Origin of the sequence: Paraburkholderia sp. UYCP14C (genome assembly GCF_004197395.1) — a bacterium.
Lineage (GTDB): Bacteria > Pseudomonadota > Gammaproteobacteria > Burkholderiales > Burkholderiaceae > Paraburkholderia.
The window spans coordinates 1-863 of the sequence record NZ_SELS01000292.1; the positions used below are offsets into that span (position 1 = coordinate 1).

An 863-nucleotide genomic window follows, 5' to 3' on the forward strand; every position below is an offset into this window, starting at 1 on the left:
CCTGCATGCAAGCTCACGCGGCACGTATGGTGCGCCCCGTATTCACGCGCAACTCGCGCGTGAAGGCGTACACGTTGGACGCAAGCGGGTAGCGCGGCTGATGCGCATGGCAGGGCTGTGGGGGGCGAGCCGGGGCCGCTGGCCACGTACCACGCGCCCACGTGCGGGGGCCCGACGCGCACCGGATCTGGTACGCCGGCACTTCAGCGCTGACGCTGTGAACGTGCTGTGGGTGGCTGACGCGACCTACGTGCCTACCGATGAAGGCTTTCTGTATCTGGCCGTGGTGCTGGACGTATTCAGCAGGCGCATCGTCGGCTGGGCGATGTCGAACCATCTGTACACGGCACTGATGCTGCGTGCGCTGGACATGGCGTTGCAGCAGCGGCGCCACGAGGCCGTCATTCTACATTCCGATCAGGGCTGTCAATACACCTCCATTGCCTTTGGGCGGCGTTGTCGCGAAGCGGGCGTGCAGCCGTCGATGGACACAGCGGGTGATGCGTATGACAACGCGATGTGCGAGTCGTTCTTCGGCACACTCGAGGCCGAACTGCTCTGTCGCGAACACTTCGCCACCCACGAACAGGCCAGGCGACGCATCTTCTCCTTTCTGGAGAGCTGGTACAACATTCGTCGCCTTCACAGCAGCATCGGCTACTGCTCACCGCTCGAATTCGAAAACCTGCATGCGCAAAAACAAAGATCGTCGCCGCGCGGGTTGTCCACCGGCGGGCAGCGTCGTGGTCGTGAGAAGCGACCCGCCGCTCGCCCGTGGACAACCCGCGAGTCAACGTCATCAGGAGGATCCATCGCATACTGAATCCAACTGCAAATCTATCCGTGGAAACGGGTCAACCTCA

At 62.7% G+C, this 863-nt stretch carries 1 pseudogene; it reads left to right on the plus strand.

The annotated features are described in order from the left end of the window. A pseudogene (locus tag EVC45_RS44900) lies at positions 1–691 on the plus strand (IS3 family transposase); the annotation flags it as partial. Between the last annotated feature and the right edge of the window lie 172 nt (positions 692–863).